We start from the raw sequence: 26,552 nt of genomic DNA on the forward strand, positions 1-26,552 counted from the left end.
AAGGCGTAGTCCCACGCGATCTCACGCCAGCGGGTATACCGCCCGGAGCCGCCTCCATGTCCGCCGGTCATATCGATCTTCAGCAGCGGGGTGGGGGATGACGGGTCGATGGTTTCGCGCAGTTTTGCAATCCATTTGGCGGGTTCCACATAGAACACGCGCGTATCGTGCAGGCTGGTCACCGCCGCGATAGCGGGGTAGCGCTCGGTGCGGATGTTCTCGTAGGGGGTGTAGGACTTCATGTACTCGTACACTTCCTTATCTTCAATGGGGTTGCCCCATTCTTCCCATTCCAAAGCAGAAAGCGGCAGGTCAGGGTCAAGGATGGTGGTGAGCGCATCCACGAAGGGGACCTGGGCAATTGAGACTGCATATTTCTCAGGAGCCAGGTTCAGCACGGCACCCATGAGCAGTCCGCCCGCGGAACCACCGTAGCAGGCGATACGCGCGGGATCCGCCCACGGCTTGGTCGCCAGGTAATCGGTGACATCCACAAAATCAGTGAATGAGTTCTTCTTGTGAAGCTTCTTGCCGTTGAGGTACCAGGTACGCCCCATCTCGCCGCCACCGCGAATATGCGCAATCACGTACACCACTCCGCGGTCCAAAATTGACAGCGTGGGGATGGAGAACATGGGGTCCATCGAAATTTCGTAGGATCCGTAAGCGTACTGAAGCACCGGATGCGGCTGCGTCAGGTCAAGATCGGCACGGTGAATCACCGAGATAGGGATGAGGGTTCCATCGGCGGCGGGTGCCCAGTCACGGTAGGCACGATAATCCTCACGCTGATAACCGCCAAGCACCGGGGTCTCGCGGCGCAGAAGCAGGGTCTGCGACATGGGGAAGTAATCGTATACGCGGCGCGGAGTTAGGAATGAGGTGTAGGCGATACGGATAACCGGGGAATAGTTCTCGGCACGCAGCACACCAGCGGTGTACAGCTCTTCATCGAACCCGGCAGGCTCCATGAACGTGATGCCTGCGGGCTTCTTGCGGCGCCACTGCACGGGCAGCTGCTCCCGCGGGGCAAGGAACAGGCGTGTGGTCGTATCCGCGCGGGCGGTCACCACCAGGTGGGTCGCAGAGAGCGTGAACCCTTCGAGGCGAACATTTTCGCTGTGGCGAATCACCGGAACCCAACGCTTCGAATATTCCTCTAAAGATTCGCCTTCCTGCGGCATATCGGCGAGCACCAGCTCCGAGTTCAGCGCCTTATAGTCGTGCTGAATCAGCAGATGGGTTTCACCGGCAATCGTGATCGGCTCCGCCTGGTACTCAATGCGCGCATCCCGCGGAATAATCACGCGCGGCGTGCTCTTCGGCTCGGCAATAGGCACCAGGCTAACCTCGGTAAACTCGGAGTTGCCGCTGGAGAGTACGATGGATGAACGGTCGGCGCTCATTGCAGAGCCCAGCCACATGGTGGGGTCAGTTTCCTCATAGATTAGGTGGTCTTCGGTGCCCGCCCCAATATCGTGCACATACACGCGGTAGGGCCGCCACGAATCGTCCGGCACAGTGTACACGAGCTGCTGCGCGTGGTTAATGAAGAACGACCCGCCGCTAATATTCGGGATGGTATCGGGCAGGAACTCACCGGTTTCCAGGTTAAGGAAGCGCTGTTCGTAACGTTCGTCGCCCTTCTCGTCCACAGAAATGCTCAGGAGCTTACCGTTACGTGAAGGCTGGAACACGCCGAGTGCGAAGAACTCCATGTCTTTGGCGTACTCATTGCAGTCAAGCACCACCGATTCGCCCTCTAGCGGCTCGCCGGGCTTAATAACCGGGGGAGTGTAGCGCACCACCTCGTCGCCCTCATGCAGGGCAGGGTAACGGTAGAAAATCGGGTACTGCCCGCCGGGAACCATGCGGCTGTAATACCACCAATCGCCGATGCGGTTCGGAACCGTCAAATCTGTGAGCAGGGTACGGGACTTGATCTCCTCAAAGATGCGCTCGCGTAGCGGCTGCTGATCCGCTGTGACGGCGGCGGTGTAGTCTGCCTCCGCGTTCAGGTAGTCGAGGACTTCCTGATTTTCTTTATCGCGCATCCACTCGTAATGGTCGATAAAAGTGTCGCCGTGATACTCACGAATATGCTCAACTTTTTTAGGGATGGGAACGAGGGGCATTTCTTCTGTCTGCGTGGTGTTCGATGCGTCGCTCATGGGGCTCCTTGACTCGGGCTCGACTAGTTGGCGAATGCTTTGTTAGCTTGTTCTCTAGTGTAGCGACTTGAGAGGTAAATTACTGCCCTAGCACGGTTTTTGGGGTGATATTGGGATCAAGAACGTGTAGAATGGAGGCAATCGTTCAGCCCGCCTCGATTTACGTTGAGAGTGGGCTGGATCTCTTTTTATATATCAAAGGCGGATACATTGGGAACAATACCTCTAAAGCCACCAACAACGCTTGAGCAGCAGATTGAGCGGTTACGTAAGCGGGGGATGAGCATCGAAGATGATATAGCTCAGCAGTGGCTAAGTAATATCTCTTATTATCGCTTGTCAGCGTATTGGTATCCGAACCGAATTATAACTAAAAATTCTGATGGACAAATATGTAGAGGTGACCTGTTTATACCCAGAACCTCGTTTGAAGATGTTATAGCTCTTTATGAGGCTGATCGTAAGCTTCGTACGTTTATTCATGATGGTATCGAACGTATTGAAGTAGCTTTACGAGCTCGTATTGGTGAGTTGTTAGTTTCTGAAGGATCTCTAAGTTATCGTAATAAGATTATATTTCGGCCTAATTTTAAACATGAAGAATGGCTAGAAACTGCTGATAAACGCGTTTCTCGTGCTATGCGACGTAATGAATCTATTAAGCATTATGCAGATCAATATGGTGGTCAATACCCTTTTTGGGTTCTTGCTGATGTCCTTGATTTTTCTGATATTTCAAAGCTTTACGAAGGGTTGAAAACAACTGATCAATATAAATTGGCGGAAGATTTAGGCGTGAATATTGACCTAAATCTGCTGCCCGCAAATCTGCGGAGGAAAACACTTCGCAGTCATCCACTTGTACGCTGGTTTGAGCAACTATCCATTGTGAGGAATACATGTGCTCATCATGGAAGACTCTGGAATAAGTCTTTTACCCCTGCCTCTACCAATGCTTTGCGCACGGTAGATGGGCTTTCTACTTTACCTGACGGGCAAAGTGGACGGATCTATGGCACTCTTGTCCTTATGGCATTTTTGTTGCGAACTATATCCCCTAATTCATCGTGGCAAGGAAAAATTGTTAATCTTCTTGAGGATAAATTTATACCGAATCCAATAGTATCCATGAAAAGCATGGGTTTGCCGGATAGTTGGTCCGGATCCCTTTTATAGGCCTAATAAGAATTGTTATTCTTTTTAATAACTTGCCCTTCAGAGTTATTTGCAGTGCTAAAACTGTGCTATCAACTAGTTTGAGACAGATATATCCCGCAATAACGATGGTAAACCAGAAGGTTTTTACCGGGGGGGGGGTAAGTACATCGTCAAAGAATGCCGGATCCAGCAGGCGAGCCCCACGGAGCCAACGCCTGCGCTGGACATAGAAATCTGCAGCGGCGTATCTGTCGATGCCATATCTAGCTATAGGTGCAGTGCCCCTTGATAGACAGCTCAACTTCCATTTCACTATGCTGAAAGGTGATGCTGAACTTTCAGCGTCTTTCACAGCTCATACAAGGAGGAAAAATGGCACAGATTGCTCTCGTCACCGGCGCCAGCCGCGGTATTGGTAAGGCGACCGCAGTTCGGCTGGCGCAGCTGGGGTATCATGTGATTGCGCAGCACCGCGCGGGAAACCCGGACTTTAGCGAGGTAGAGGCTGCCGCATCCGAACACGGAGTAAAAGTAACACCTGTACAGGCTGATTTCTCAGACCCGCAGTCCGTTTCTGACTTCCTGACTCACGTGAAGGATACGCTAGGTGGGGATACCCTCGACGTTGCGGTGCTCAACGCAGGCGTTGGCACGCAGGGAACCTTCCAGGAGCTCAATGGAGAGGCTCTGCGTAATCTGCTGCAGATCAATACGGTTGCCCCCTACGAACTTGCCGCCGGGCTGGTGCCGCTCATGAGCGCACCGGGCGGGCGTTATATTTTCACCGGGTCGGTGCTGACTCGCTACGCATTCCCTGCCATGACGGGCTACGGCATGAGCAAGATTGCACTGGAGTACCTGGTGCGGAATATGGCGGTTGAGCTTGGACCTCAGGGGATTACTGTAAATCTTGTGGCGCCCGGCGTGGTCGATACCGATATTAACGCCGCCTGGCTGCGCGATAATGCGGAAGCGGCCGAATTCGTGAAATCTAGCAACGCGATGAAGAAGGTTACCCAGCCCGAGGATGTCGCAGAAGTAATTGGTTTGTTGACTCAGAACGCATCGCAAACAATTACCGGGCAGATTATTGACGTCTCGATGGGCGATAAGCTCTAAATCCTAACGTCCGCGAGCAGGTAGGATTTGGCCGACCAGGCCGAAAAATCCTACCTGCTCGGGACAAAAGACACCTGCTTGTGGATAGAGAGTAGGAAGAATCCTCTACCTGCTGCGTCCTTTGACACGCATGAGGGTGCGGCGGCCGCTCTTGTTTGCTTTGGTAAATCGACGGTTTTGCTCGCGGTACGCACGCTCATCTGCACGCAGGCGCTGATTTTCAGATTCGCGGCGCATCCGCTGGTAACGGTCGAAGCGCTCGGCATCCAAAAGTCCGGAACCGAGAGCCTCACGCACCGCGCATCCAGGTTCGCTGCGATGCGCACAATCCGTATAGCGGCATTTAGCGGCAAGAACCGAAATATCCGTAAAAGTCTCGTCGATGGCGTGAGGATCAGTTGTCGCTGCCAGTGCACGAACACCTGGCGTATCAATGACCACAGCATGTTTACCCACGAGCATGTGGCGAGAAGTTGTGGTGTGCCTGCCCTTGCCGTCGGAGGCACGAACGCCTGAGACAACCTGCGGGATCGTCCCAGGCGCACCGCTAAAATACGTGTCTCCGAGCATCGTATTCACAAGTGTAGATTTTCCTGCACCGCTACGCCCCAGTAAAACTGCCGTTTTGCCGGTTAGGGATGCGTAGAAATCCGCAATACTCGCCGGCGAATCCACACTGACCGCGTGAACTGCATCTACATCGCGGCCTAAGGAGCTGCGGTAGTCCTCAAATGCATCTGCGGAACATAAATCGGTTTTTGTTAGCACTAGAACCGCTTCACACATGCTGGAGCGTGCCAGTGCCACGTACCGTTCGATGCGTCCCACCGAAGGCTCGGGGAATACTGGCTCCACAATGCATAGCGCATCAACATTCGCTGCTACCGGCTGCGCAGTTGAGATGCGCGTAGCACTCGGGCGGTCCAGGTAAGTGCGGCGCGGCAGAATAGCGAGCAGGACGGTGTGGTCTGGGTGCGCGTCAAGCAAAACCCAGTCACCAACGACTGGAAGACTCTCGGTCTCGTCATCATGCGGGGCAGTGGAGAGTGTCACCGAAAACGTACGCAAAGGTACGGCAGAGTCCGGGGCATCCGGGAAAGGAGCACCTATGGCCTCGAACCGGGTGCGGTGGATCGTGCTGACTCGGGCGATCGCGAGTTCGTGAAGATCGAGATTATCAGCGTAGGCGGCGGCTACAGCTTGCCCGTGCCAGAGGGCATCGTAGCCCAAAGACATAAGAGTAAAAGTAGACATTAAAATCCTCAAAATCTTGAGTAGTTACTGCCTCGCGAACAGATAGGATCTGACTGAGCAGGTAGAAAAACCCTACCTGCTCGGGACAAAAACCACCTGCTCGCGAGAAGGGAAAGGTTATAGCAGATTCGTGCGTGCACCCGAGCGGATGCGTCGCGCAGCGGCATGTACTAGGACAAGCCCCGCGAGTGCCCAAAGTACACAGACTAACACCTCAGTCACGACTGTTGAATCCACCAACCCAGAGGAGCCACTCACCAAAGCAATCGTTCGTCCGCCGGGAACCAACGTACACAATGCCGCCAGCCACACAGGGTATGCATCTATCGGCACAATCACGCCCGCGCTGATAGGCAGAAGCGCTCCCAAGATAGTTCCTCCCAGGTATGGGTCCGAGAGATACAGCCCCAGCCCAGCGGCGAAAACACCCAGACATACGCCTGCCATGAGAGCCAGGGGTAAGAGCGTCACAGAACGCACAAGCATGGACAGGCTGCCTTCAAGGGAACCACCGAAACCGGCATAGGCAGCTGCAACACCCAGGTTCGTGATGCCAGTGATCAGAGCCAAAAGCACGGGCATTGCAGAGACTCCCAGCCAATAAGCCGCATCAAACCGTCGAACGGTGCACACCTGCTCGAACACTCCCAGCCAGCGGTCGGTCGCCGCGCGTGCCACAACACCGGCCGCCACACCGAGTACCACGCTTGCCAGGGCAGAGGCGCATGCGATCCGCACAGGATCAGGTGCGGAAAGATCGCGTCCTAGTAGAACGCTGAACAGCACGCTCAGCCCCGGTACGATCACGAGGGTGCTGAGTGCCGTACCAACTGTGGCGAAGGTGATAGATGAAGACCATCCAACTTTGGCGGTACTGTTCAGACGATAGAGAAAGTTCGTTCGTTTAAACATCGCAGCCTCCTAGATTGCGCCCAAAGTGCCATGCACCGTTGCCGCGCGCAGTGCTCGCCTACCCAACAGATATGCCGCGAGCATCCAGAAGGCTGTGACCGCACAGGTTTGCACTACCACGCCCAGAAAGTCACCGAATGAGTTCATAGGCATCTGCCCAAGCAGAACCTTCACGGGTGTCTGAATCGGAATCAACGTGCCGAGCGCATCAAGCCATGCAGGCGCGGAACTCTCGGTAAAAAGCACCCCTGAAGCCACGAAAACCGGCACGAGCAGCAGCTCCTCATAGGCGATAGCGTTCGGGGTCGCCACAAAGAACCCTGCAATCACAAAGGTCACCGCCAGACACGAGACCCACAGCAGCGGAAGACCCACCAGATAGCGTGCACCCACCTGAGTAAAATCCGTGAAATCCACCGAGAAGGTGCACAGCGCCCAGAAAACCCAGGCCAATGGCAGGGCAGCAAGCCCAAAAATGGAGGCAGTTGAGACCACCGCTGCGAGCGCACGCAGCGGGTTCACGGCACCATTGAGCAGATACACGAACGTTCCCCGGTAGCGCTCAAAGTTGAGGATCCCGGCGGCAACAATGCACATGTTCCAGGTACCGATAATGCCTGCGCGAGTCCAGGCGAGGGTCGCATCTACTGGCCAGGCACCGGCGGCGAGCGCCTGTAGGGACGTTGCTCCAAAGGTACTCAGCAGTAGCAGCTGCAGGAAGTAGGGAACCGTGAGAAATTGGCGCAGGGAAAAGGATACCAGATGAAGCTGCCGGTTCATCGTTTCAGTCCTTCCGCCATGGCCAGATATGCCTCTTCGAGGGTGGCTGGGCGAGTATACAGCGGTGTGAGCATCTGAACCTCACACTCAGCGAGAATACGGGTCAGCAGAGCCTCGGCGTGTTCGGTACTGAAGGGGTGCGGCTTTTCCGAAACAGAACGTTCATTCCAGTAAACGGTGATCTCCCACTCGCTGCCGCGCGGGGTCAGCAACAGTGTTCCTGCATCGCCCAAAGACCGGGCAAGTTCTTGAAGCACCGGCCCGGCATTCGCACCCACACGCCCCACGGTGGTAGCGGAGATCCCGGCATGCGCAGTAATATCCGCCACCGTGCCCGAAACCGCTACACGACCGGCCCCGATGACCGTGACCCGATGCGCTAACTCCTCAATCTCGCCCAGCAGATGGCTCGTGAGTAAAATAGCGGTGCCGTCATCAGCGAGGGAGCGAATCAACTGGCGTATTGTCAGTGAAATATCTGGGTCAAGCCCGTTCGTCGGCTCATCCAAAAGCAGCAGTTTTGGCTCGCCCAGCAGTGCCCGCGCGATGTGCAGACGTTGTTTCATACCGCGGGAAAACTCTTGTACCTTCTTCGCGGCGACATCTGCAAGATCGACCCGTTCCAAAGCGCTCGCCACCTGGGTACGGCGTTTGCGCGCGCTAACTCCGGCAAGGTCGGCAAAGAAGAGAAGATTATCGCGGGCGGATGCTCGCGGATAGAACCCGGTATCCCCGCCGAGTACAAGCCCTAGGGATGCGCGCGCACGCTGGGGGTGCGCAAGCGCATCCACCCCGTCGATGCGCACAGTTCCGCTCGTGGGAGTCAGCAGTGTTGCGCACATCTGCACAACCGTTGTTTTCCCCGCTCCATTGGGACCGAGCAGAGCATTAATTTCGCCGGAACTTATGCTGAGTGAAACATTATCGACAGCGGTGAAAGCGCGTTCACCCTTGCCAAAGGTGCGGCATAGCTGTGCCGCGTCAAGAATTGTAGACATTGTGATAAAACCTTGCGGTGCTTAGTCACCCGAAGCCTCTTGAGCATGGTGTTCGCACGCCTGCAATACGTGGGACGGGTGAGATGAATAGTCGTGAGAGAGGCACTTCTTAGTGCCTGAATAATCCCAAGCCACCGACTGCAGATGCGGAAGGTATAACAATAAAACCCTCAGAACTTTGGTGTCCCAAGCGCTCACTATGCGCTTCTGAAATGTATCGAACCAAAGCAGGGTTATTTCTAAAATTTTTAGAGCCCACCATCTGGGCGGGCATTCCGCGAGCCGGTGCGACTTTAGCGGGAGGTCATACCTCATCACTCCTAGATTCAAGGTTTCAATCAGTGTAGCATGGCTCACGATTGCCTACACTGATGGTAATTTAGCGACGGCTAACGGCAGATCACATGGCTTTAGCGGTTCGGGTACAACATAGGCACGGTCACAAGCGCATAAGTATTGGTGTTTCTCCCAAAACAATAGGCTGTCGTGAAAACAGTTCATAAAACGTCATCTTTGCAACAATGCGCCGAAAATACGCATCCCGCTTGACCATGTGCGCTTCCTATGAAACTCTAGATGCAGGTCATGAGAGCCAGTGATAAGCCCCAGCTAGCTGGCCGGCAACCCTCCTCCGCGGTGGGGTGCCCTGGGTGAGGACCAGGCGTTGAACACAAAGTACAACGCAAGCGCGGGACCGATGTGCCCGATTCTGGTACATCGTTTTTTCGTTTGCAGAGAAGAAAGCCTAAGAGCTCTGTACCGAAATCGGCATGCGGCCCCCTGAACTATTACAAGGAGCTTCGCATGAGCAACACTACAGTCCCGACTCCCGCCAACCCCGCCGGTTGGAAATTTGAAACCCGCCAGATTCACGCGGGGCAGGCACCGGATGCTGCAACGGGAGCTCGGGCGTTACCTATCTACCAGACCACCTCGTTCGTTTTCGAGAACGCAGAACAGGCCGCTAACCGTTTTGCTCTCACAGAGCTTGGGCCTATCTATACCCGTCTGAACAACCCCACCCAAGAGGTTATCGAAAACCGCATCGCATCCCTTGAAGGGGGAGTGGGCGCGCTTTTGCTGGCCTCAGGCCAAGCGGCTATTACCTATGCGATTCTCAACATTGCGGGCGCGGGCGACCATATCGTGGCTTCCCCATCGATTTATGGGGGAACCTACAACCTACTTAAATACACGCTTGCCGACCTCGGCGTTGAAACTACGTTTGTTGAAAACCCGGACGACCTGCAGCAATGGCGCGATGCGGTTCGCCCCAACACGAAACTCTTCTACGGAGAAACCGTACCTAACCCCCGGAATGATGTGCTCGACATCGAGCCTATCGCCCAGATCGCCCACGACAATGGCGTTCCCCTAATCGTTGATAACACTGTTCCCACCCCATATCTGGTGCGCCCCATCGAATTTGGTGCGGATGTTGTAATCCATTCCGCCACAAAATATCTGGGTGGGCACGGCACCTCAATCGGCGGCGTTATCGTGGACTCCGGGAATTTCGACTATGGAGCCAATCCCGAAAAGTTCCCCAAGTTCAACGAACCTGCCCCCGGTTACCACGGTCTAGTTTATGCCCGTGACTTGGGCAAAGACTCCGCTTTTGGTGCGAACCTTTCCTATATTCTCAAGGCGCGGGTTTCGCTTCTGCGCGACACCGGGGCGGCGATCTCTCCAACCAACGCCTTCAACATTGGTATCGGTCTGGAGACTCTTTCCCTGCGCATCGAACGCCATATCGAGAACGCGACCAAGGTCGCAAACTGGTTGGAGGAGCATCCGCTGGTCGATCAGGTGATCTGGGCCGGTCTGCCTTCCTCGCCCTGGTACGAGCGAGCCCAGAAGTACCTGCCGAAGGGGCCGGGCGCCGTCGTGGGATTCACCCTCAAAGACGCCGACCTGGAACAGACTCGCACCTTTGTGGATGCTCTGCAGCTGCATTCCAATGTGGCGAATATCGGCGATGTACGTTCGCTTGTTATTCATCCCGCATCCACCACCCACTCGCAGCTTTCCGAGGAAGAGCTAGAGGCAATTGGGGTGAGCAAAAACTTTGTGCGCCTCGCCGTAGGGATCGAGAATATTGACGATATTATCGCAGACCTAGAATTGGGTTTTGCGACTCTGAACGCCTAACCTGCACCGCCGCGACCGGGCTGCACAGTAAGTGCCCGGTCGCGGTATCGGTTTCTCGCCTGCCATTACCAAAACTACCGGTTACCCAGGAGAAAACATGACGGAAAATACCGTACACGCCACCTATCTGTCGCAGCTGCAGTATCCCAGCGCTCAGGGGTACCTGCGGCAGATGGCGATCGGTGATTTCACCCTCGAAAACGGTACCGTGCTTCCACAGGTGAACATTAGCTACGAGACGTGGGGGACTCTTAACGAAGCTGGGGACAACGCGATTCTTATTCTGCACGCCCTCACCGGCGACACCCATGTTTCGCGAGGGATTCCCACATCAGATATGCCTGCACCCAGTATCCGTGCGGTCGAAAGTGATGGTTGGTGGGAAGGTATTGTGGGGCCGGGTGCGGTGGTCGATACTACCAAGTATTTTGTGATAGCCCCCAATATCTTGGGTGGATGCTACGGCTCGACCGGTCCGGCAAGTATCGTACCCGAGGGGTACCCGGGTGCCGGGAAACCCTGGGGGTCACGCTTTCCTCACGTCACTATTCGCGACTCGGTACGAGCCGAAGCCGAACTTATCGCCCGGTTGGGGATTAAGAGTTTTCACCATGTAATCGGAGGATCGCTCGGCGGGGCACGCGCTATCGAATGGGCGGCAACCTTCCCCGAGCTGGTACGTGGATGCGCGGTCATCGCCGCCGGCCCCGCCGCCACTGCCGAACAGATTTCCTGGGCGCACACCCAGAACCTCGCCATCCGTGCTGATGCCAATTTTGCTTCCGGCGACTATTACGGGGGAGCGGCACCCACGGCCGGGCTCGCGCTGGCGAGGCGCATAGCCCACACTACCTACCGCAGCCCAGCCGAGTTGGAGCATCGCTTTGGGCGGCAGGCAAACCGCGGCGAATCCACCGACGGCGGGTCCATTGGTGAGAACCGCGGACGATATGCGGTCGAAAGCTACCTAGACCACCACGGCGATAAGCACGTTGAGCGTTTTGACGCCAATAGCTACCTTGCCGTGAATGAGGCGCTAATTTCACACGATGTTGCACGCGGGCGCGGCAGCCTCTCGCATGCGCTTGCGCTCAGCGATTGTAAGTGGACTATCGCCGCCGTAAGCACCGATCGTCTGTTTTTTCCGCACGAATCGTATCGTCTGGCGGAGGCGCTGCCGGTTTCCGTAAAGGTCGATATTATCGAGTCCGACCACGGACATGACGGTTTCTTAGTCGAATCCCGCCAGTTGGAGTCGATTCTCGCTAAGGCTCTCGGAGTCCCGGTTCCCGAGCGAGAGCGCGCTGTCGATGAAGAAAAATCTCTTCATGATATATCCGCTCTTTTTGGTTCGCACTTTGAAACACAAAAACAGAACTAGCTTTCGTTTTTATATATCCGAACACAGAAACCGTATATAAAAGCCTTGTGAAGACTATATTTCGGCGTGAAATAAGTCCCCACAAGGCTTTGTGTACGGTACCGATAATTGTGAATGGACGAGGTTAGCACCAGGTCACATTCTCGGGGTCAAGGCCGTGGACGCGGGCATTCTCGTAGATGATGTCCCGTAGCCAGACAGCCAGTCCCGCAGCGAGCTTCTCGTAGTGCTCGTTGAAACGGGCGTCCTCAACATAACCGCGTGCCAGAATTGCGTGCTTGGCGGGGGTTACCTCGAAGAAGAAAAGTGAGGCGCGGTGCCGCTCGGCAAGCGCATTCGCTTCCTCACTGCCCGGCTGCACGCCACGAGTGAAAGCCTCGACGAGGGCTTGTTCAACCGTGTCAAGCTCCTGCTTGCCCTTCACCCAGTCGGTGCGGCTCATGGCCGCAGTACGGCGTTGGTATTCAGCCCAATCGTCGGTGTGCCCGTAACGCTCCTGCGCTTCTTGCTCACGTGCGGGGCTGAACCCGTCGCCCATAATTTCTGCTTTTTCTGCAGCGGTGAGCTGTTCGTTCTTAGGTGCCATTGCATCCTCCAAAAGTTGATCTAGTGTTGTTAGCATGCGCTCATAGGCGGCCATTTTGCGCTGGAGCATATCTCGCTGGGCGAGTAGATGCTCGGTGCTGTTCGCTTCGTCCTGCAGTACGCTGCGAATGGCTTCAAGGCTCATGCCAATGGCGCGATACCCCATAATGACGGTGATGCGCTCAAGATCGGCATCGCTGTAGTAGCGGTATCCGTTGAGCTCATCGTGCGCGGGACTGATCAGACCCCGCTGTTCCCAGTGGTGAAGCGTGCGCACGGTCAGCCCGTGCAGGGATGCAGCCTCTCCTACGGTGTACTCGTGCTGCCCGCCATCTGGTGTAGTGTTCGCGTCCATGTTTTTACTGTAGATCCTGACGTTGGGTGAGGGTCAAGCCTTGAGCGGAAATCTATTTCGGTTGTTTATGGCAGGCTCCTCGGTAAGATGAAGATATGAGTGAAAATACGTACATTGTCGAATATTCCCGACCCGAGGAGGAACGCGCCGGAACCCACTTGGTGCTTCTGCTGCACGGGTACGGTTCGCATGAGAAGGACCTGCTGTCACTGGCTGAACATCTGCCGCAGGAGGGTATCACCTATGCTGGGATGCGCGCCCCGCAGCCGGTAGGCACCCAGTTTTCGGCGGACGCAACCGGTGCCCACATTCCCGCCGAGGCCATAGGTTACCAGTGGTACCCACTGGATCAACAGCTCAATGCGGATGTGCGGACCATAGAACAGGCCAGCGACTACGTGCTGGAGTGGGTCGAACAGCAAGAACCACACTACGCTTCAGTCTCGCTGGTGGGGTTCTCGCAAGGCATGGCGGTGGCAACTTCTATGGTGCGGCATCGCCCAGGAAAATTTGCCGCACTGGTGGGGCTCTCCGGATACGCGGTCGAATCGGACTCTCCTTATTTCAAGGATGACGAGCTCAAAGCCACCGGGCTGCCCGTTTTCTTCGGCAGGGACCAGGAAGACCCTATTATTCCGCAGCCCTTCGTGGATTACACCTACGAGTGGATTCGCGCATATACCGATGGCATCAAAGTTCTGTATGCGGGCGCCGGGCACGGGGTAAGCGCCCTAGAAATCCGCCATGTAGGCGAGTTCATCGACGTGAAGGTGCTGGGCAACGCGCCCCAAATCCGTGCCGAAAAAGTTGCGGATGCTGCGGGTAACGCTGGGGCGTCAGAGCAAGGGTCAGCCGACTAAAAGAACCTGAATAACGCATCTTGGGTTGTATAACGCACCATCTGGCGGTACGTTATACAACCCAAGATGCGTTTGTGGGAGGGGGGGATAGAAAACCTAGTCCTGAGCCACCTGCACACTTACCCCGTTGAAGCTCACCGTATCGCCCAGATGCAGCTGCTTGCCCCGCGCCTCCTCAATCTGCCCATTGACCTTTACCAGCCCATGCTGGATTACTTCGCGTGCCTGTGCACCGTCTTCGACCAGATTAGCCAGCTTCAAAAACTGTCCCAGACGAATCATTTCGTCACGAATATAGATTTTCTCCATGTCACCAGTGTATCGGCGGGAGGATGCCATGTGCGGCAGTCATACTAACCCGCCACGTGTTCCTCATCTACACGCTCTAACTAAACACTGTCTACCGTTGCCCAGAAACTACACGGCAAGACGGGTACGCAATGATACCCTAGTATCTTGTACTTGTGACCGTATATCCCGGCGCTTACCGCGCGCGGAAGAACACTGAACTCACGCACGCCACAGCCGGTGGCGGGGCATAAAGGAGTAAACATGGCAGAAAAGTCCACTCTCGATAACGTTATTGCGCTCGCTAAGCGCCGCGGCTTCGTCTTCCAGGCGGGTGAAATCTACGGTGGTTCGCGTTCCGCATGGGATTACGGTCCCCTGGGCGTGGAGCTCAAAGAGAATATTCGTCAGCAGTGGTGGCAGCGTTTCGTGCGTTCACGCGCGGATATGGTCGGGCTGGACTCTTCGGTAATTCTGCCTCGCCCGGTGTGGGAAGCATCCGGGCATGTGGCAACCTTTATGGACCCGCTGGTGGAATGCCTCTCGTGCCACAGGCGTCAGCGCCAAGATCACCTGATTGAGGCTTTCGAAGCTAAAAAGGGGCGCGCCCCCGAAAATATGGGTGAGGTTGTCTGCCCCCACTGTGGAACCCGTGGGGAATGGACCGAACCGCAGAACTTCTCGGGCCTGTTGAAAACCTACCTGGGTCCTGTCGATAACGAGGAAGGGCTGCACTTTCTGCGCCCCGAAACTGCGCAGGGTATCTTCGTAAACTTCAACAATGTGGTGACGGCGGCCCGTAAACGTCCGCCCTTCGGTATCGGGCAGATCGGTAAGGCGTTCCGTAACGAGATCACCCCCGGCAACTTCATCTTCCGCACCCGCGAATTCGAGCAGATGGAGATCGAATATTTCGTTCACCCCGACGAAGCAGATAAACACTTTGACGCATGGGTTGAAGACTGCTGGAACTGGTTTGTTGACTTGGGTATTAACCCCGAGAACATGCGCCGGTTCGATGTTCCTGAGGACGACCGCGCGCACTACTCGGCGGGCACCATCGATATTGAGTACCGTTTTGGTTTCCAAGGCGGCGAATGGGGCGAGCTCATGGGTGTGGCAAACCGCACCGACTACGACCTGGGCGTGCACAATGAGCACTCGAACGCGAAGCTCGAATACTTTGACCAGGCCAGCGGCGAACGTTACGTACCCTATGTCATTGAGCCTTCCTTTGGCCTGACACGCTCCATGATGGCCTTCCTGGTGGATGCCTACGTGGAGGATGAAGCCCCGAACACTAAGGGCGGCGTCGATAAGCGCGTGGTTCTTAAACTCGATCCGCGCCTGGCACCGGTCAAAGCCGCCGTGCTGCCGCTGTCGAAGAAGCCCGAGCTTTCTGAGCCCGCGCATCGACTGGCGGATGAGCTGCGCGGACTTTGGAATATTGACTACGATGAGGCCGGTGCCATTGGTCGCCGTTACCGCCGTCAGGATGAGATTGGAACCCCGTTCTGCATCACCGTAGACTTCGATACTTTGGAAGATCAGGCGGTGACCATCCGTGAACGCGACACCATGAATCAAGAGCGCGTAGCCTTGGATCAGGTGAAGCCATACCTGGCGGCACGCCTGGCGATCTAGAAAATCAGAGGCGCACACGCGCATAGTTTGTTCGGGCGGGGCTCTTCACGAGTGGAGAGCCCCGCCCGAATGCTGTGCCGCGCATCCTAGTATTTCGCCGTGGGTGTGTGTGCCTTGGTGCAGCGCCCACCCGATCCGTACAATAGTGAGAACTCTCAACCGCGTGGAAAAAACCCGTGCACCCTGTGGAAGAAAGGCACCCATGAATACCTACGAATTCCGTCCATGGCAGGAAGGCGACGACCTGGAGCTTCTGCAGGTGTGGGGAGATCCGCGCAGCGAGCAGGAGGCTCTGCAGCGCGCATCGTTCGGAGAGGCCTCGGATGCTCCTTTTAGTCGAACCCTCGTAGTCACCGATGCGGGCGTGCCAATCGCCGCCGGCGTCGTGACCGCATCGCTGCTGCACCCCCAGCGGCTGTGGGCGTATATCGAAGTGGCCGAAGGGCACCGCCGCGCCGGGTTAGGTACCGAGCTTTTAGACCGGCTGCGTGAGATCGCCGCCGAAAACGGGCAGGTTCCGAACGTCCGCGTGAAGCTTGCGCCATTTAGCACCGGCGAGGAATTTGCCCAGGCAAAGGGCATGAAAATGATTCAGCGCTCGCGCCTGATCCATATTGATGCGGGCGCGATTCCGCCAGTGCCCCTGCGTGAGGATGAGAACGGCAAACCCACCCAGGCGATTGAGGATTTGGCGACTGGCTCGGTTGAACTGACCTCAAAACTTTGGGAGTTCTACCGCGATTCGCATGATTGGGATGCTCCCGCCGAGGTCGGGTTAGGGACCGTAAACCGGTATTTCCTCTCAGATGAGGCACGCGCCTTCGGGGCGTTGGTACTGCGCGATAACATTCAGCAGGCTGAGAAAGAGGGGAAGAAAGGCGAGATCATTGCCTTTGCGGTGAGTTATCATCCTTTTGAGACTGACCCTGCCGCCGCGCTGGTCGATGAGAATACTGCGACTGAGGTTTTGCTCGGATATGACATGCAGAACGAAGGCGCGGTCGAGGCTATTATGCAGCTTCTTTCGCTGTTGACGGCGCAGTACCCGGTGATGGTTGAGGTAGACGATTCGATGACCGCTCTCGTGGAGGTAACCGATGTTCTTCTGCGTGCCGGAACCGCGAGCGTGGAAGGTAACCCAACCTATATTTACGCAAGCGATTATCCGGGTTCCGCTTCCTAAAGATTAGGGCACCGACTATGCCTCAGGAAGACCACACTATGAGAGCACGATAGTCGTATGGCACCCTGTCCGGTGCGCCTGTCGTGAACCGGGGTATGAGCATCCGTGCCGATTTGCGTGTGTATGCCACAATATAGAGGTGAATTCTGAAGCCTCCCACCTGAAATTACCGCCGCTGAAACTCGGTAAACTGACCGTTGAAACGCCTGTGGTGCTCGCCCCGATGGCGGGTGTGACGAATAAGGCGTTCCGTCGTCTGTGCCGCGAGTACGGCGGTGGATTATATGTGACCGAGATGGTGACGGCGCGTGCCCTCGTGGAACGCAAACCCGAGTCGATGCGCATTATCGAACACGACGCAGATGAGCAGATTCGCTCCATCCAGATCTACGGGGTAGACGCGGTTAACGTGGGTAAGGCTATTCGGCTGGTCGTAGAAGAAGATCGTGCGGATCATATCGACTTGAACTTTGGGTGCCCGGCGCCGAAAGTCACAAAACGCGGCGGCGGCGCGGCGCTTCCATGGAAAACCGATCTCTTTACTGCGATTGTGCATACGGCGGTCAAAGAAGCATCGCGCAACGATATTCCCCTGACCATCAAGATGCGTAAAGGCATCGATGATGACCACATCACGTTCCTTGAATCCGCTAAGATCGCCCGGGATGCGGGTGTCGCCGCCATAGCCCTGCATGGGCGCACCGCTGCCCAACACTATTCGGGAACAGCGGACTGGGACTCCATCGCGCAGCTTCGCGAGGCGATTCCAGACGTCCCCATCTTAGGCAACGGCGATATTTTTGCTGCCGAAGATGCCGTGCGCATGGTCGAACAGACCGGTGTGGACGGCGTGGTGATTGGGCGCGGCTGCCAAGGGCGCCCGTGGCTTTTTGGCGATCTGCAGAACGCTTTTGAGGGTAGTACCGAGCGTATCCGACCTACTCTGAGTGAGGTTGCCGCAATGATTTACCGACATGCCGAGCTGCTTGTTGAGACTTTTGCGGATGAGTACAAGGGTCTGCGTGAGATCCGTAAACATGTTGCCTGGTATTTCAAGGGCTACCCGGTGGGCGGCGAGCTGCGTGCCAAGATGGCGACCGTACCTGATTTAGCGACTTTCCGCGAACTGCTGGGGCAGCTTGATCACAGTATCGGGTATCCGGGGGCCGCGGTTGAAGGTTCGCGCGGCCGGGCCGGGAGCCCGAAGAAGCCGCATCTGCCGGATGGGTGGCTTAACTCCCGTATTTTAGGGGATGCTGAAAGGCTTGGACTCGTGGAGGCGGAACTCGATATCTCGGGCGGATAATCGGTCGGAGTTTATCGTAGTCTGATAAAAACATTGCGTCTAGGCGAAATAGTGCTTATATAAGTAGTAGACAAGGTGCCAGACGCACCGGGAGCAGGAACGGAGGAGCGATGACTCGCATTGCCGAAGAAGGGCAGGAACGTTGGGAATGGAACCTGCCCGCAGGGTACACCCCCGACGATTCGGAACGCTGGGTGCCCGAAATACATCCGTTCCGGGATCGCACCCCCTTTGAACGCGATCGTGCCCGTGTGCTTCACTCCTCTGCGCTGCGGCGTCTAGGCGCTAAAACCCAGGTCATGAACCCGGATACGGACGATTTCGTGCGTACCCGTCTCACTCATTCCCTTGAAGTCGCCCAGGTCGGGCGCGAAGTGGGCCGGATGCTCGGATGCGATCCAGACGTAGTTGATACTGCTTGCCTCTCTCATGACCTGGGGCATCCGCCCTTTGGACATAACGGTGAACGTGCTCTGAACAAGCTCGCCGCCCATATGGGCGGGTTCGAGGGCAACGCCCAAACCCTTAGGCTGCTCAGCCGCCTTGAACCGAAAGTGATCGCCGAACATGACGTATCTGCGGGTCTGAACCTGACACGAGCATCCCTGGACGCCACCTGCAAATACCCGTGGACGCGCACAGACGCACCACGCCGCGCAGACGGCACCCAAACCCACAAATTCGGTGTTTACGAGGATGACCTGCCGGTCTTCGAATGGTTCCGTGAGGGCGCACACGACGCCGGGGTAGAGTCCCAGCGCAAATGCCTGGAAGCGCAGGTTATGGACCTTGCCGACGATATTTCATACTCGGTGCACGACGTTGAAGATGCAGTCTTCGGCGGGCACGTGCAGTTAGAACAGCTGCGTGAGGCGAAGCACCGGCAGGCCGTCTTTAACATGACCCGCCAATGGTATCTTCCAGATGCCACCGACGAACAGCTGGACTCAGCGCTTTGCCGCCTAGAGACCCTGAACCGGTGGGTTCCGTGCATGACCGGTTCGCGCGCCTCCTTAGCACAGTTCAAGGGACTTACCAGTAAACTTATCGGTCGTTTCGCCTGGAGCGCCGTGGAAGCAACCCGCGAACGTTACGGGCGAAACGCCCCGCTAACCCGCTATAGCGCCGAACTGATCGTACCGGAAGATACCCGAGACGAAATCGCCGTCATGAAGGGGATCGCAACCGCATTCGTTATGACGGTGCGCGACGCCCAACCCCACTACGAACACCAGCACGAAATACTGGGTATCCTAGTCGAAGCACTATACGAAGATTCCCAGCGCGCAAACCCGCAGTACATCGACAGCATCTTCAGAACGGACTACGCGCAGCTGGGGACTCATGACGACGACGCACGCCTGCGCCTCGTCATTGATCAAGTGGCATCCCTAACCGACAGGTCGGCGGTTGCGCTTTACACCCGCATCAACGGAACCCCCTGGATGCTGGGGGAGAAGCCCTTGTGGTAGCGCAGCCTTCCACACGGCAAAGACAAGACAGAGACCCCGTGTATAGACGGGCATGAAATACCTTCTAAAACTGCTATTACAGCACGGTGCAGCAGAAATGAGACGATGGCTGGACTAATCCGCAAAGAAGACATTGATGAAGTACGCGCCCGTACCGATATCCGCGAAATCGTTGAGGGATACGTAACCCTCAAAGGTGCAGGTATCGGCGCGTACAAAGGGCTGTGCCCGTTCCACGACGAACGCACGCCCTCCTTCAATGTGCGCCCGCAAATGGGCACCTACCACTGCTTCGGATGCGGCGAATCCGGTGACGTCTACTCCTTCGTCATGGCGATGGAACACACCGGGTTTACCGAAACCGTTGAACGCTTAGCGGCGCGTATCGGCTACACCCTGCACTATGAAGGTGGGAACCCGCGAGACAGGTACGAAGCAAGCCTGCGCCGCCGACTTCTCGACGCCCACAAAATCGCCGCAGAATTCTTTGAACGCAGCCTCTACTCAGCGAACGCAGGGGAAGCACAACGCTTTCTTGGCGCTCGCGGGTTCGACCCAGCCGCCACCAAAACCTTCGGGGTCGGATACGCCCCCCGCGGCTGGGACAATCTACTCAAACATCTGCGTTCCCACGGATTTACCGACGAGGAACTGCGCGCTACCGGTATGTTCTCTGAGGGAAACCGCGGCCTCTACGACCGTTTTCGTGGGCGCATCATCTGGCCCATCCGCACCGTAGCGGGCGAAACCATCGGATTCGGGGCACGCCGTCTCTTTGACGACGACCAAGGACCCAAATACCTCAACACCCCCGAAACGCCGCTATACAAAAAATCGCAAGTGCTCTACGGCATCGACCTTGCCAAACGTGAGATGACCAAAACCAAACAGGTCGTCATCGTCGAAGGCTATACCGATGTTATGGCGGCACACCTAGCAGGCATCAAAACCGCCGTAGCAACCTGCGGCACCGCCTTCGGCGCGGGGCACATCAAAGTGGTACGCCGCATGATCACCGATGACGGCTCCGGCGGAGAAATTATCTTTACCTTCGATGGCGACGCCGCGGGGCAGAAAGCCGCGCTCGCAGCGTTTGAAGAGGATCAGCGTTTCGTGGCACAAACATACGTGGCGGTCGCCCAAGAAGGTATGGATCCGTGCGACCTTCGCCTGCACAGGGGCGATGCGGCGGTACGATCCCTTATCGCCTCTCGCCGTCCGCTCTTCGAATTCGTCATCGACACAACCCTCAAACGCTTCGACCTGACAACCCTAGAGGGGCGTGTGCTGGCGATGCGCGCCATCGCGCCCATTATCGCCGGAATCAGGGACCGCGACCTGCGCCCGGCCTATATGCGTAAAGTCTCCGGACAGCTCGGTATGGAACTTGAGGAAATACAGCGTGCGGTTGCCTACGCCCAGCGCCATCCGCAGCAGAAAAAGCGGTACGAACCGGTGGCTCAGCAGTCCCAAACGCCCCGGTACGAGCAGGTACCTGGATATGGTCAGCAGGATCTGCAGAACTACTCAGCTCAACCGTGGAACGCATCTGCCGGAAACCCTGCGCCTCAGACAGAAAGGCCCTCGAACCCCGGAAATACTATGCCAGACACTCACAGCGATACTAGCGTGGCAAATACCGGCGGGGGAGAGCCAATACTCGCCCCCGACCCTGCCGATCCCGTGGCGCGTTTGGAAAAGGCCGCACTTGAAATCGCCCTGCAGCATCCTCATTTGATGAGCGTATCCCAGTGGCAGGAATTCGCCCGCGTAGAATTCCGCTACCGTATGCACCGTGAAATTTCTCGAGGCATCATACACGCGGCCTCCACGGTAGCGCCTGCCGCCGGGGTTGAATGGCTCAACGTAGTGCGTTCTGGTACTATCGCCGAGGTACACCCCGCGATCGCCGAACTGAGTGTAGCGGCGCTGCCCATAGCCCACGAAGAACATCTCCCCAGGTTTATTGAGGGTACTCTCAACAGCCTCTTTATCCACCAGATCACCCGACAGAAATCCGACCTCATGATGCGTCTGGAGCAGCTCAGTTCGGCCTCTGACGGTGAAGAGTATGCGCACGTGCAACGAGAGCTTTTAGAGCTTGAAATGCGCCGCAGAACACTCACAAAAAACTAGTAAGGTACATCACTATACCCTAAGTTGCGGAGGCAACAAACAGCCGGTATAGTTATTACTCGTTGCGGATAAACGCCGTAACGGGATAATCCCCCGTAGCTCAATTGGCAGAGCATTCGACTGTTAATCGAAGGGTTACTGGTTCGAGTCCAGTCGGGGGAGCTTATTAAAGGGCCTCAGGTTACACCAGAGGTCCTTTCTCTATATGTTGACTGGAACCAGTAACCCACTTCGCCCTGCGAAAGCGCTGGGGCGCTTCCTATCGGGCTTCGTCTATTTCGAGTCCAGTCGGGGGAGCATTTAAAAGCCTCAGAGTAAAGCTCCGAGGCTTTTCTCATAGGGTGACTGGATTTTGCCAGTAACCCGCTCCATATTTTCTCAACGCTGGAGGGCTCTAAATACCTTCGCACAAGAACCCTCTCGCGCATCAAACATCTCTGTCTCGAACACTATATGAATGCATACGCATAAAAGTTTTCGAGAAATTACACAGCACACGGTAGAATGCGAAAGATACCCTACGCACCATAAAACCGTGTACTGCCGCCTTCTGAAGATTTGATGGGAGCAGAAAAACCATACGGTTTGGTTGGTGTGATCGCTGGGGCGGCTGTGTAACAACACACCTGCGGTAAGAATAGAGCTAGAATAATAACCGTGGGGTGCTAAACAGAAGCTCCACACAGAACAATCACGGAGAGGTGGGCATGACCACAAACACTAATCCCCAAGGCATACGAGCAGGCATTGCAGGGATTAAGTCAAGTATCGCGGGTCTCTTTGATGCCGCTAAGGTACTTAAAACCCTAGGTATTAACCAGGTCAAAGACGAAGTCCAGATTGCAAAGCACGAGCTTAAAACCAAAGGCGTCGCTCTTGGCAAAGGTGCAGCCTTCCTCGCCGTCGCAGCTGTTTTTGCGTGCTTCATGGTCATCGCTATTATCGGTCTGCTTATCTTCCTCCTTGGACAGCTTGTACCTTTATGGGCCTCGGCGCTGATTTGGGCAGGCGTCTTCCTCATTATTCTCGCCATTTTAGGGCTTATCGGATATAAAAAGGTTAAAGCCCAGCTGCCCTTTGCTCCCGAATCGGCAATCTTCGGCGTTCTCTTCGATCTCGGTGTGCTTCGTGAGGGCAGCGCAATGACAGCCTCCCGTTTGAAACAAGAGCAGGCTGAACGTGCAGCGCGCAAGCAGGCAGAGCGTGAGGCCGCTGCAGAGAAGGCACGCCAAGAAGCTGAGGAGCGTAAGGCACGCGGCGAAGAAGAACCCAAGCCGCTCACCATTGAGCAGATTCAGCAGCGCACTAAAGAACGTCGCGCACACCTTGCAGCTTTGCGCGATGATATGCAGAAGTACGCACAGAATGCTCAATCCTTCACCCAATCAACCGTAGACTCTGCAAAGACCAGTGTGCAGAACGCGCCCAGCAGCGCGGCTACCGTTGGGCGCAACATGGTCAGTAACGCATCCAAGCCTGAGGTTGTTAAGGCTCGGTGGAAGTCCTTCGCAGCTCTGGGCGCATCACTCTCTGCAGTCGTACTCTTCCTCCGAAAGATTGTGCGACGCTAACGCAAGTATCTGCACCACAAACTCCGTATTATTGGCCCGTCACCTTCGCGGTGGCGGGCCATTTTTTGAGGGTTTTTGGAGAGACTCTCAGAGAACTCCAAGGCCTCTCTATGCTGAGGAACGCGATAACACCCGATAAAATAATGAAGAACACCCCATACACCTGAGAAGTCAGACCAAGGAGAACAGGCGATGCAGCAGGCAAAGAAGATCCTGATCGGTGCTGAGACCTATCCCCCCGATGTGAACGGCGCGGCACAATTTGGGCACCGCCTAGCGACCTCTATGCTCAAGCGCGGGCACGAAGTACACGTGGTTGCCGCAAATCCCAGCCGTGGACCTAGCTACCGAACTGTCGTAGAGGGCGGCATCGTCGAACACCGTCTGCGTTCGCATTTGCCTCCCACTCATGAAACCAACCGCATCTGTATTCCCTGGGAAATCCACGCCGAGGTGGGTCGTATCCTTGACGAAGTTAAACCTGATGTTATTCATGTGCAGTGCCACTACATTATCGGGCGCGCATTACTGAAGCAGGCACATAAGCGTGGAATTCGAGTTATCGCCACCAACCACTTTATGCCCGCAAACTTGGACCCATTCCTGCCGTTCCCGGAACCAATCAAAAAGGTGTATGCGCACATTACTTGGGCGGATATGCGCCGTCTTTTCAAATATGCGGCGGTGGTGACAACTCCGACTCAGATCGGCGCCGATGCGATGCGAGATCTTGGAAGATTTACTCGCCCCGTTATGCCCGTTTCTAACGGCATTGAAATCAGCGACTACGAACTTGCTGAGGGCGCAGATTTGGGCAAAGCACCCGGCGAACTGCGTGTAACCTTCGTGGGTCGTCTTGCTGAAGAGAAGCACGTAGATGTGCTTATTGAGGCGCTCTCTCTTCTCCCCGAAGACCTTGACCACGTTCGCCTTGATATCGCTGGAGGCGGCGAGCTTCGTGAAACCCTCGAACAGAAGGTACGCGAATGCGGTGTTGAAAACCGAGTAACGTTCCGTGGGTTTGTTCCGGACGAAGAACTGCCGGGTGTTTACCAGAGGGCGGATATTTTCTGTCAGCCTGGGACCGCAGAGCTGCAGTCGCTTGTCTCCTTGGAGGCTATGAGCGCATCCACCCCCGTAGTCTTGGCAAACGCCCTAGCGCTTCCACATCTCGTGGAAGAAGGCGTTAACGGATACCTCTTTGAGCCTAATAATCCGCAGGATTTGGCGGATAAACTTACAGCAATTCTTCGTCTACCTGCCGCTGAACGCGAGCAGATGGGGCGTGAGAGCCGCCGTATTGTGGAATTCCATAGTGCGGAGAATACCTGGCGCATTTTTGAGGAATTATATGTATCGGATGCCCCCTATGAGCGTTTTCTTGCCCAACGTTCTGAAAAATAAGGTGTGTCTAAGATTCGCCAAAACTGTACCCCTCAGGTACTCTAGAGACGTGGCTTACGCGCTAAGCCTCTAGGGGAGTTAGCTCAGCCGGTTAGAGCAGAGGACTCATAATCCTTTGGTCGTGGGTTCAAGTCCCACACTCCCTACAGACCCCGCTCGGTATGACTCATTTATTACATGTCGCCGAGCGGGGTCTTTTCGCTTTATATCGGGGTTCGAGTTACGCGAGTTAGAACAGAGAGCATAAACACGCTACATTAGATACGAACATTTGAGAGATAAAGTGTTTGCCAGCTACTTTTTAAAAGCACCATTTTCTCTCGGAACCCCTGCTAGAGACTCCGGCTCACTCAAAAGAGGAATAATGACCACCGATAAATCCTGCATGAGAGCGCTACACGGTTTATATGAGCGCCGCTTTCTGCGTTTTGCCACCGCGTTTACCCTCGCCTCTGTTCTTGGCGTGGCGGCACCCGTTCTTGCGCCGGGGCCTACATACGATCACGGCTCGGCCTTCCTGACAGCGGCTAGCGCAGATCAGCAGGATGTTCCTTCGCCTCATGTTCGCAATCTTATTTTTGTGCTTCAGCTCAAGGAAGACGGTACCTTTGAGGGGCACTTGCTTCTCGGAGATTTTAAAGGTGAGATTGGGCAAAGCGAGCTTCAAGACCTAGATACCTATCTGGAGGCCGTCAAAGTTGATAACCAAAAGGTAGAGTCCGATATTCATTCGTATCAGCCGTATTTTGTGGGTAAAGATGCTCTTATCCCGAAAGAAGCGCAGGGTCGGCACGTAACATTTACTGCGAATAGCATCGACCAGGTTAATAGAGACCTCGAACAGCTTCTCGGAACCAAGAATAATTCCATCTCTTTCAGCGAGTCCACAGGAGAAAATCAAGAGCTTTTATCAACCGCAAATGTGCATATTGATTGTGCCGGTATTTGTGATGCGAGCATGTCATCCCCGCCATTGGGGCTTGTGGCGGCGCCCGCATCCTGGGGTAAGAGCGGCGACGAAGCTCTGTACAGCGTCAACGAGGCAGCAAAATACGATTCTGGTACATCTTCGGTTGTTAGCTATACGATGAGCCGCCGAGTGGTTCCTGAGAAATTTTCAAGCACTTTCTACATCAGCTCCGAGTCTTCTTTGAGTGCGAGCTTCCAATATACCTTTAGCCCGCTCGACGCAATGCTTTTTAGCCGGAGTATTAATGAGATCTTTGGTGCCTCCAATACAAAGACCGGTGAACATAATATGGAGCGTAATGAGCAGGGTATAGGGCGTACCTTTACTACCCGGATCAGCAATATCAAAGTTCAAGATTTCCAACGTTTGCTCAACAACTATATGCCCGGCAGCGAGGTAAGTCTTGAGAAGGGTGAGAACGATCAGCTGACGTTGCGTGCCAAGCTCGTTGCGGATGCTAAAGTCACCGATAGATTCAGTGGCGACAGTGAATATATTGTGGTGGCGCCGGACGGTATGGCAGTTGTAAATCCTCCTGCTAATACTGTTGTAGATCAGTCCGATGGGGCAATTCATGTGCGCGCCAAGGGTATTAACACCGCCACAATGGAAATTCATATGCAGAAGGCCCCCCGCAACTATAGGCCAATTATGATTGCTGGGATTGTCGTAGCATCCCTGCTCATCGTAGTGCTGATCTCTATCCCCATCGTGGTGACTCGTCGCGTGAAGAAATTAGAAGAAGAATAAATACCTTATTTTCTGAAGATATGACGAATTATCGTGAGTAAAGGCGAGATTTAAGGTAGGGTAAAAAGTAACCTCGCATGCACACGCGAGACATCGCCGATAAA

General features: G+C 55.4%; 20 protein-coding genes, 2 tRNA genes and 1 riboswitch. Of the genes, 15 read left to right on the top strand and 7 right to left on the bottom strand.

Translation table 11 applies throughout. The features are described 5' to 3' along the window. A partial coding sequence (locus HMPREF3016_RS03515; protein WP_070740281.1) for a S9 family peptidase occupies positions 1-2,171 on the bottom strand: 2,171 nt, incomplete at its 3' end. 279 nt (positions 2,172-2,450) lie between these two features. On the opposite strand from HMPREF3016_RS03515, the gene HMPREF3016_RS10715 reads away from it, so the two are divergent. Both HMPREF3016_RS10715 and HMPREF3016_RS03525 read left to right on the top strand, forming a co-directional pair. Beyond that, the gene (locus HMPREF3016_RS10715) at positions 2,451-3,347 is read left to right on the top strand and encodes an Abi family protein (protein ID WP_246828447.1); all 897 of its coding nucleotides are present in this window, start codon (positions 2,451-2,453) and stop codon (positions 3,345-3,347) included. Between the two features lie 354 nt (positions 3,348-3,701). Further along, positions 3,702-4,448 (top strand): SDR family NAD(P)-dependent oxidoreductase, encoded by a 747-nt coding sequence (locus tag HMPREF3016_RS03525; protein ID WP_070740286.1) that lies wholly within the window; start codon positions 3,702-3,704, stop codon positions 4,446-4,448. Positions 4,449-4,553: 105 nt separating this feature from the next. On the opposite strand, the gene rsgA is transcribed toward HMPREF3016_RS03525, so the two are convergent. The 4 genes from rsgA to HMPREF3016_RS03545 all read right to left on the bottom strand — a co-directional run bounded on the left by rsgA (position 4,554) and on the right by HMPREF3016_RS03545 (position 8,392). Next, the gene (gene rsgA, locus HMPREF3016_RS03530) at positions 4,554-5,702 is read right to left on the bottom strand and encodes a ribosome small subunit-dependent GTPase A (protein WP_231375383.1); all 1,149 of its coding nucleotides are present in this window, start codon (positions 5,700-5,702) and stop codon (positions 4,554-4,556) included. Positions 5,703-5,819: 117 nt separating this feature from the next. Next, entirely contained in the window at positions 5,820-6,614 is a 795-nt protein-coding gene (locus HMPREF3016_RS03535) for an ABC transporter (protein ID WP_070740289.1), read from the bottom strand. Between the two features lie 9 nt (positions 6,615-6,623). Further along, positions 6,624-7,394 carry a hypothetical protein gene (locus HMPREF3016_RS03540; protein WP_070740292.1) on the bottom strand — a complete coding sequence of 257 codons (771 nt, stop codon included), beginning with the start codon at positions 7,392-7,394 and terminating at the stop codon, positions 6,624-6,626. Next, positions 7,391-8,392, bottom strand: coding sequence for an ABC transporter ATP-binding protein (locus HMPREF3016_RS03545; protein WP_070740295.1), 1,002 nt, complete (start codon positions 8,390-8,392; stop codon positions 7,391-7,393). The genes HMPREF3016_RS03540 and HMPREF3016_RS03545 overlap by 4 nt, the downstream gene beginning before the upstream one ends. A 581-nt stretch (positions 8,393-8,973) precedes the next feature. Next, positions 8,974-9,087: riboswitch (SAM riboswitch) on the top strand. A gap of 109 nt (positions 9,088-9,196) precedes the next feature. Between HMPREF3016_RS03545 and HMPREF3016_RS03555 the strand changes: the two genes are divergently transcribed. Next, the gene (locus HMPREF3016_RS03555; RefSeq protein WP_070534879.1) at positions 9,197-10,543 is read left to right on the top strand and encodes a bifunctional o-acetylhomoserine/o-acetylserine sulfhydrylase; all 1,347 of its coding nucleotides are present in this window, start codon (positions 9,197-9,199) and stop codon (positions 10,541-10,543) included. A gap of 97 nt (positions 10,544-10,640) precedes the next feature. After that, the gene (locus HMPREF3016_RS03560) at positions 10,641-11,924 is read left to right on the top strand and encodes a homoserine O-acetyltransferase MetX (protein WP_070740301.1); all 1,284 of its coding nucleotides are present in this window, start codon (positions 10,641-10,643) and stop codon (positions 11,922-11,924) included. 124 nt (positions 11,925-12,048) lie between these two features. Here HMPREF3016_RS03560 and HMPREF3016_RS03565 read toward each other — a convergent pair whose 3' ends face one another. Further along, entirely contained in the window at positions 12,049-12,864 is an 816-nt protein-coding gene (locus HMPREF3016_RS03565; RefSeq protein ID WP_070740304.1) for a MerR family transcriptional regulator, read from the bottom strand. A 95-nt stretch (positions 12,865-12,959) separates the two neighbouring features. Between HMPREF3016_RS03565 and HMPREF3016_RS03570 the strand changes: the two genes are divergently transcribed. Continuing rightward, entirely contained in the window at positions 12,960-13,724 is a 765-nt protein-coding gene (locus tag HMPREF3016_RS03570) for an alpha/beta hydrolase (RefSeq protein WP_070740306.1), read from the top strand. A gap of 96 nt (positions 13,725-13,820) precedes the next feature. On the opposite strand, the gene HMPREF3016_RS03575 is transcribed toward HMPREF3016_RS03570, so the two are convergent. Then, complete coding sequence (locus tag HMPREF3016_RS03575; protein ID WP_070740391.1) at positions 13,821-14,033, bottom strand: RNA-binding S4 domain-containing protein; 213 nt, start codon at positions 14,031-14,033, stop codon at positions 13,821-13,823. Between the two features lie 243 nt (positions 14,034-14,276). Here HMPREF3016_RS03575 and HMPREF3016_RS03580 point away from each other — a divergent pair, with 243 nt between their 5' ends. The 10 genes from HMPREF3016_RS03580 to HMPREF3016_RS03625 all read left to right on the top strand — a co-directional run bounded on the left by HMPREF3016_RS03580 (position 14,277) and on the right by HMPREF3016_RS03625 (position 26,448). Further along, positions 14,277-15,656 (top strand): glycine--tRNA ligase, encoded by a 1,380-nt coding sequence (locus tag HMPREF3016_RS03580; protein WP_070740309.1) that lies wholly within the window; start codon positions 14,277-14,279, stop codon positions 15,654-15,656. Positions 15,657-15,858: 202 nt separating this feature from the next. Then, a complete protein-coding gene (locus tag HMPREF3016_RS03585; RefSeq protein ID WP_070740313.1) occupies positions 15,859-16,839 on the top strand; it encodes a GNAT family N-acetyltransferase in 981 nt (326 codons plus the stop codon). Between the two features lie 139 nt (positions 16,840-16,978). After that, a complete protein-coding gene (gene dusB / locus HMPREF3016_RS03590; RefSeq protein WP_048755108.1) occupies positions 16,979-18,145 on the top strand; it encodes a tRNA dihydrouridine synthase DusB in 1,167 nt (388 codons plus the stop codon). Between the two features lie 110 nt (positions 18,146-18,255). Then, positions 18,256-19,617 carry a deoxyguanosinetriphosphate triphosphohydrolase gene (locus tag HMPREF3016_RS03595; RefSeq protein ID WP_070740316.1) on the top strand — a complete coding sequence of 454 codons (1,362 nt, stop codon included), beginning with the start codon at positions 18,256-18,258 and terminating at the stop codon, positions 19,615-19,617. Positions 19,618-19,722: 105 nt separating this feature from the next. Then, complete coding sequence (gene dnaG / locus HMPREF3016_RS03600; RefSeq protein ID WP_070740318.1) at positions 19,723-21,753, top strand: DNA primase; 2,031 nt, start codon at positions 19,723-19,725, stop codon at positions 21,751-21,753. 89 nt (positions 21,754-21,842) lie between these two features. Beyond that, positions 21,843-21,915: transfer RNA gene (locus HMPREF3016_RS03605), tRNA-Asn, on the top strand. A gap of 545 nt (positions 21,916-22,460) precedes the next feature. Continuing rightward, on the top strand, positions 22,461-23,324 hold the full coding sequence (locus HMPREF3016_RS03610) for a phage holin family protein (protein WP_070740321.1): 864 nt from the start codon (positions 22,461-22,463) through the stop codon (positions 23,322-23,324). 192 nt (positions 23,325-23,516) lie between these two features. Continuing rightward, entirely contained in the window at positions 23,517-24,728 is a 1,212-nt protein-coding gene (locus tag HMPREF3016_RS03615) for a glycosyltransferase (RefSeq protein WP_048753046.1), read from the top strand. 72 nt (positions 24,729-24,800) lie between these two features. Next, a tRNA-Ile gene (locus tag HMPREF3016_RS03620) sits at positions 24,801-24,874 on the top strand. A gap of 218 nt (positions 24,875-25,092) precedes the next feature. Beyond that, positions 25,093-26,448, top strand: a complete 1,356-nt coding sequence (locus HMPREF3016_RS03625; RefSeq protein ID WP_048755105.1) for a hypothetical protein — start codon at positions 25,093-25,095, stop codon at positions 26,446-26,448. The last annotated feature ends 104 nt before the right edge of the window (positions 26,449-26,552 follow it).

Origin of the sequence: Rothia sp. HMSC065D02 (assembly GCF_001815285.1) — a bacterium.
Lineage (GTDB): Bacteria > Actinomycetota > Actinomycetes > Actinomycetales > Micrococcaceae > Rothia > Rothia dentocariosa.

Bases quoted from the DNA above. Each gene is read 5' to 3' on its own strand.
- dnaG (WP_070740318.1), top strand. From the start codon at position 19,723: ATGGCTGGACTAATCCGCAAAGAAGACATTGATGAAGTACGCGCCCGT.
- HMPREF3016_RS03625 (WP_048755105.1), top strand. From the start codon at position 25,093: ATGACCACCGATAAATCCTGCATGAGAGCGCTACACGGTTTATATGAG.
- HMPREF3016_RS03580 (WP_070740309.1), top strand. From the start codon at position 14,277: ATGGCAGAAAAGTCCACTCTCGATAACGTTATTGCGCTCGCTAAGCGC.
- HMPREF3016_RS03540 (WP_070740292.1), bottom strand. From the start codon at position 7,394: ATGAACCGGCAGCTTCATCTGGTATCCTTTTCCCTGCGCCAATTTCTC.
- rsgA (WP_231375383.1), bottom strand. From the start codon at position 5,702: ATGTCTACTTTTACTCTTATGTCTTTGGGCTACGATGCCCTCTGGCAC.
- HMPREF3016_RS03555 (WP_070534879.1), top strand. From the start codon at position 9,197: ATGAGCAACACTACAGTCCCGACTCCCGCCAACCCCGCCGGTTGGAAA.
- HMPREF3016_RS03570 (WP_070740306.1), top strand. From the start codon at position 12,960: ATGAGTGAAAATACGTACATTGTCGAATATTCCCGACCCGAGGAGGAA.
- HMPREF3016_RS03535 (WP_070740289.1), bottom strand. From the start codon at position 6,614: ATGTTTAAACGAACGAACTTTCTCTATCGTCTGAACAGTACCGCCAAA.
- HMPREF3016_RS03525 (WP_070740286.1), top strand. From the start codon at position 3,702: ATGGCACAGATTGCTCTCGTCACCGGCGCCAGCCGCGGTATTGGTAAG.
- HMPREF3016_RS03575 (WP_070740391.1), bottom strand. From the start codon at position 14,033: ATGGAGAAAATCTATATTCGTGACGAAATGATTCGTCTGGGACAGTTT.
- HMPREF3016_RS03615 (WP_048753046.1), top strand. From the start codon at position 23,517: ATGCAGCAGGCAAAGAAGATCCTGATCGGTGCTGAGACCTATCCCCCC.
- HMPREF3016_RS03565 (WP_070740304.1), bottom strand. From the start codon at position 12,864: ATGGACGCGAACACTACACCAGATGGCGGGCAGCACGAGTACACCGTA.
- HMPREF3016_RS03545 (WP_070740295.1), bottom strand. From the start codon at position 8,392: ATGTCTACAATTCTTGACGCGGCACAGCTATGCCGCACCTTTGGCAAG.
- HMPREF3016_RS10715 (WP_246828447.1), top strand. From the start codon at position 2,451: ATGAGCATCGAAGATGATATAGCTCAGCAGTGGCTAAGTAATATCTCT.
- HMPREF3016_RS03560 (WP_070740301.1), top strand. From the start codon at position 10,641: ATGACGGAAAATACCGTACACGCCACCTATCTGTCGCAGCTGCAGTAT.
- HMPREF3016_RS03585 (WP_070740313.1), top strand. From the start codon at position 15,859: ATGAATACCTACGAATTCCGTCCATGGCAGGAAGGCGACGACCTGGAG.
- HMPREF3016_RS03610 (WP_070740321.1), top strand. From the start codon at position 22,461: ATGACCACAAACACTAATCCCCAAGGCATACGAGCAGGCATTGCAGGG.
- HMPREF3016_RS03595 (WP_070740316.1), top strand. From the start codon at position 18,256: ATGACTCGCATTGCCGAAGAAGGGCAGGAACGTTGGGAATGGAACCTG.